This window comes from Mycobacterium sp. (assembly GCF_049802695.1).
GTDB lineage: Bacteria > Actinomycetota > Actinomycetes > Mycobacteriales > Mycobacteriaceae > Mycobacterium.
Window position 1 is genome coordinate 1 of sequence record NZ_JBARMY010000127.1, and the last position, 5424, is coordinate 5424.

The 5424-nt window shown below is 67.1% G+C and carries 4 protein-coding genes and 1 pseudogene; 4 read left to right on the forward strand and 1 reads right to left on the reverse strand.

Annotated elements, in window-relative coordinates; all coding sequences use genetic code 11:
• From WA317_RS04935 to WA317_RS04950, 4 genes and pseudogenes are all read left to right on the forward strand, one after another.
• Nucleotides 1-1334: pseudogene (locus WA317_RS04935) on the forward strand (hypothetical protein); the annotation flags it as partial.
• Nucleotides 1335-1389: 55 nt separating this feature from the next.
• Complete coding sequence (locus tag WA317_RS04940) at nucleotides 1390-2844, forward strand: lipase maturation factor family protein (RefSeq protein WP_425171981.1); 1455 nt, start codon at nucleotides 1390-1392, stop codon at nucleotides 2842-2844.
• A 74-nt stretch (nucleotides 2845-2918) separates the two neighbouring features.
• On the forward strand, nucleotides 2919-3602 hold the full coding sequence (locus WA317_RS04945) for a TMEM175 family protein (protein WP_425171982.1): 684 nt from the start codon (nucleotides 2919-2921) through the stop codon (nucleotides 3600-3602).
• 4 nt (nucleotides 3603-3606) lie between these two features.
• Complete coding sequence (locus WA317_RS04950; protein ID WP_425171983.1) at nucleotides 3607-4383, forward strand: SDR family NAD(P)-dependent oxidoreductase; 777 nt, start codon at nucleotides 3607-3609, stop codon at nucleotides 4381-4383.
• A 3-nt stretch (nucleotides 4384-4386) separates the two neighbouring features.
• Here the strand turns inward: WA317_RS04950 and WA317_RS04955 are convergent.
• On the reverse strand, nucleotides 4387-5424 hold a 1038-nt coding region (locus tag WA317_RS04955; protein ID WP_425171984.1), incomplete at its 5' end, for a thiamine pyrophosphate-dependent enzyme.

Below are 5424 nucleotides of genomic sequence, written 5' to 3' on the forward strand. Positions count from 1 at the left end.
CGCGCACCGCATGGACAGCGCCCCAGCGCGTCGTCCAGCACAAGAGCCCGCCGACCCTGACGCTGACCCTGCCGCGGCCGATCGAAGTGAGTGGGCTGCGGCTGACTTCGACCCGATCCGCCCTGCCGGCTCATCCGACGAAGGTGAGCGTCGACCTGGGTGACGGGCCGCAGCTCCGCGAGCTGACGTCAGGTGGCGACGGCAGCAGCCCGCAAACCCTGTCGCTGCGGTCCCGGGTCACCGACCACGTCACCCTGCGCCTGCTCGACTGGACCGATGTCATCGACCGCACGGCGCTGGGCTTCGACCAGCTCAAACCGCCGGGGCTGGCCGAGGTCGCGGTGCTCGGTGGTGACGGCCGTCCCGTCGCGGCCGCCGACGCAGCCCGCAACCGAACGCGCGACGTCATCGTGGACTGCAGTCACGGCCCGGTTCTGGCAGTGGCCGGCAGGTTCGTGCACACCTCGATCCGCACCACCGTCGGGGCGCTGCTGGGCGGCGAACCGGTGCCGGCACAACCGTGCGAACCTGATCCGATCGTGCTGCCGGCCGGGCAGCAGGAGCTGCTGATCAGTCCCGGAGACGCGTTCGTCGTCGACGGAGCACAACTGTCGGTTCCGGGTGCCGACATCGCCGCAGCGACGACGGTCCCGGCCGCCTCTGACGTCTGGGGCGCAGCCCGGCGCGAGTTGCGGGCACCCGCAGCAGCGGTCCCGCGGGTGTTGGTCGTGCCGGAAAGCATGAACCCCGGTTGGGTGGCCCGCACCGGCGACGGGACGCGACTGACGCCGGTGACCGTCAACGGGTGGCAGCAGGGCTGGGTGATACCCGCCGGCACCGCGGGCACGATCACCTTGACGTTCGCCTACAACTCGCTTTACCGGGCCGGGCTGGCGGGCGGGCTGGCGTTGCTGCCGCTGCTGGCTCTGCTGGCAATGTGGCCAGGGCGACGGCCGTCGCGCGATGACGCGCCCGCACAACCCTGGGGCAGTGGGCGGTGGGCAGCGGTTCCGGTGCTCGGGGTCGGCGCGGTGATCTCCGGGGTGGCCGGAGTCGTCGTCTTCGGCGCCGCCCTCGGCATGCGTTACACGCTGCGCGACCGTCGGCGGTGGTGTGACGGGGTCACCTTGGGCTCGAGTGCCGGCGGGATGATCTTGGCGGGTGCCGCGCTTTCCCGGCATCCCTGGCGCTCTATCGACGGCTATGCCGGGCACGCACCGGGCGTGCAGTTGCTGGTATTGATCTCGCTGGCCGCAGTAGCCGCTGCGGTGACGATCCCGGCTCGACGGTCTGACGAAGGGCTTCTTGGCGGCAATACCCGCTCCGGGATTTAGGCTGGGCATTGCGCGAAGGTAGGCAACAAGCGTCCACCGTCGGCGGAGATGCGGCATGCAATGGTTCACGGCGCCCGAATACTGGCTGGGCCGGCTTGTGCTGTGCCGCGGTGTGGCGGCTGTTTATCTGATCGCCTTCGTCGCCGCGGCAACCCAGTTCCGCGCGCTGATCGGGGAGCGCGGACTGCTGCCGATCCCGCGGTACCTGGCCCGGCAGACGTTTTGGCGGGCACCGAGCATCTTCCACTGGCGCTATTCCGACCGGCTGTTCGCTTCGGTGTCCTGGTTCGGGGCGGTGCTGAGCGCCGCGATCGTCGCCGGCGTGGCCGACCGGGCGCCGTTGTGGGCGGGCATGTTGATGTGGCTGGTGCTGTGGCTGCTGTACCTGTCGGTCGTCAATGTCGGCCAGACCTGGTACTCGTTCGGGTGGGAATCTTTGCTGCTGGAGACGGGCTTCCTGGCGATCTTCCTCGGCAATGATCACGTCGCGCCGCCGGTGCTGACGTTGTGGCTGGCGCGTTTTCTGCTGTTCCGGCTGGAGTTCGGGGCGGGGCTGATCAAGCTTCGTGGCGACCGGTGCTGGCGCGACCTGTCCTGCCTCTACTACCACCACGAAACACAGCCGATGCCGGGACCGCTGAGCTGGTTCTTCCATCGTCTGCCGAAGCCATTGCACCGCGTCGAAGTGGCGGGCAACCATGTCGCCCAGCTCGTCGTGCCGTTCGGCCTGTTCGCCCCGCAGCCAGTGGCCAGTTTGGCCGCGGCGATCATCGTCGTTACGCAACTGTGGCTGGTGCTCTCAGGCAACTTCGCGTGGCTCAACTGGCTGACGATTCTCTTGGCGTTCAGCGCGATCGACGATCCGTACGTGTCGGCGCTGTTGCCTGTGTCCGGGCACCCGGCGCTGCCCGGGCTGCCGACGTGGTTCGCCGGGCTGGTGATCGGGTTCGCGGCGCTGACGGTGTTCTTGGGGTATTGGCCCATCCGGAACATGGTCTCGCACGGGCAGCGGATGAACATGTCGTTCAACTCGCTGCACCTGGTCAACACCTACGGAGCTTTCGGCACGGTCGGCCGGACGCGCGACGAGGTGATCATCGAAGGTACCGATGCGACCGAGATCACTGAGCGGACCCAGTGGAAGGAATACGAGTTCAAGGGCAAACCCGGGGCAGTGCGCCGGGTGCCGCCGCAGTGGGCGCCCTACCACTTGCGGCTGGACTGGCTGATGTGGTTCGCGGCGCTGTCACCGCTGTACGCACAGCAGTGGATGAGGCCCCTGCTGCGGCGACTGCTGGAGAATGACGCGCCGACGCTGCGGTTGCTGCGGCACAATCCCTTTCCGGAGTCGCCGCCGCGGCACGTGCGGGCTCAGCTCTACCGGTACCGATTCACCACCTGGCGCGAACTGCGGCGCGATCGAGCGTGGTGGCATCGCACCCTGTTGGGCCAGTACCTGGCGCCCATTGCCCGAGAAGAAATTGGGCTGCTCCGCACGTCCGGTGATTGAGAAGGCATCATGTCGGCGACCGCCGGGTACCTGAGGTACGTAACCAGGCGTTGGGATGGGACTGTAGGTGACACTTGGAATCGGCGAACTGCGACGAAAGCGAGTCGAGGCGCGGCCGGCGACTGCTCCATCTCGCCGAAACTGACCGCCTGGAAGCTTTCAGCGACGGTGTCTTCGCGATCGTGGTCACCCTGCTGGTGTTGGACTTGAAAGACCCACCACACGGCGAGGGTCAGTTACTGGAGGCACTACTTCGCCAATGGCCGGCTTACCTGGCTTATTTCGCGTCGTTCGCTTACGTAGCAGTGATCTGGCTGAATCACCACCAGACCTTTGTCGGGATCCAGCGGGTGAACCGGGGTCTGCACTTCGCCAACTTCAGCATGCTGTTCACCACCGCGCTGATCCCCTTCCCCACCGCCGTGCTGTCACACACGTTCATCGGCGGCGTAGACAGTAGGGACGCGCACGCCGCCGTCGGCCTCTACGCCGTTGTCGCCACCGCGATGTGCGCAAGTTGGCTGCTGCTCTACCAAGAAGTCCACCGCCATCGAGATCGCCTGGTCGAAGAAGAGGTGAACCGGGAGATGTTCGGCAGTGAGCGGACGCGCGCGACCATCGGCGTCCTCACGTACTCGACTGCGGGCCTCTTGGGCGCGCTGTGGTTGCCGGCGATCGCTCTGATCGTCTTCGTCGCGATGCCGATCTTCTACTGGCTCACCAGCGAAGGCCTGAAGGCCGGAAAAGCCAAGAGGTGATCGCTTGACACGATCGAACCGGCTCGAGGGCCAACGAGCGCTGGTCACCGGGGGCGGGCGCGGAATCGGCGCCGCCGTCGTCCGACGGCTTGCCGCCGAGGGGGCGACGGTCGCGGTGAACTACCGGTCCGACGCGGCGTCGGCCGACGCGCTGGTCGACGAAGTCCGTGGGGCCGGTGGTCAGGCGGCAGCGTTTCAGGCCGACGTCAGCGATCCGGCACAGATCAAGGAACTGGTGGCCCGGGTGATCGGCGAGCTCGGTGGGCTCGATCTGTTGGCCAGCAACGCCGGCATCGAGCATTTCGGCGCGTTGGAGTCGATCACACCGGCCGACTTCGACCGGGTCTTCCACGTCAACGTCGCCGGTCAGCTGTTCGTCACGCAGGCCGCTGTCAGGGCCATGACCACCGGCGGCCGTATCACCTTGACCGCGTCGATCAGCGCGCGCATCGCCGTCCACCAGCACACGCTGTACGGGGCGGCCAAGGCGGCGGTCTGCGCGATGGCGCGCAACCTCGCTCCCGAGCTCGCCGAACGCGGCATCGCGATCAACGCGATCGCCCCCGGCGGCACCAACACCGACATGGCCGCCGAAGTAAGCGACAACTACACCCACCCGGCCCTGCGGAACTTCGACCCGGCTGCGGTGCAGAAATCGAAGACGGCACTGGGCCGCTGGGCCGAACCCGAGGAGATCGCCGCGGCCGTCGCGTTCCTGCTGTCACCGGACGCGTCCTATCTCACCGGCTCCACCCTCGACGCCTCCGGCGGCTGGATCTGATCGCTACAGACTCGCGTCCAATTGACCGAGCCGGTCGGTCAGCCGCAGATTCTCCGAGTAGTCGACCGGACAGGCGATCAGCGACACCCCGTCGTCGTCAAGCGCCGTCTTCAGCGTCGGCAAGAGCTCGTCAGCGCGCGTGATGCGATAGCCCTTGGCGCCGAAGCTTTCGGCGTAGCTGACCACGTCCGGATTGTTGAAGGAGACGTAGTAGTGGTCGCCGAGCTCGAGGTCCATCTTCCACTCGATGAGTCCGTAGCCGCCGTCCTCCCAGATCAGCACCACCAACGGGATACGCTCACGAACCGCGGTTTCGATCTCCTGCGAGTTCATCAGGAACGCACCGTCGCCGACCACGGCCAGCACCTTGTCGTCCGGTCGGGCGAGCTTCACACCGAGCGCTCCGGGCAGCGCAAACGACATGGTGGACAACCCGTTGGAGATCAAGCAGGTGTTGCGTTGATAAGTCGGATACAGCCGGGCCATCCACATCTTCGTGGCACCGGTGTCGACGAGCACCACGTCGCTGCGGCCCAGCGCCGCGCGGGTGTCGGCGACCACCCGCTGCGGCGCCAACGGGAAGCGGGCATCCTGTTGCCCCCGGGCGAATTCATCGGCAAGCAGCTGGCATGCCGGCGCGGCGGTATCGCTGGTGAAGCGGTGGCCTGCTAACGCCTCGGTCAACGCGTCCAGCGAGGCGCTGATGTCACCGATGATTCCGACGTCCACCGAATAGTGCGCGTCGACCTCGGCGGGGAACCGGTGCACGTGGATGATCTGCTTGTCGGCGTCCGGGTTGATCTGGACCGGATCGAACTCCTGCGGTTCGTAGCCCACGGCGACCACCACGTCGGCGTTGTCGAAGCCGAAGTTGACGTAGTCATGCCGCATGAAACCGATGGTCCCGATGCTGTGCGGATGATCGTCGGGCATCACGCCTTTGCCGTGGAAGCTGTTGGCGACGGGGATCGCCAGTTCGTCGGCGAACCGGACCAGCGCCGCGGTGGCGTCGTTGCGGGCCGCGCCGTGACCGGCCAGCAC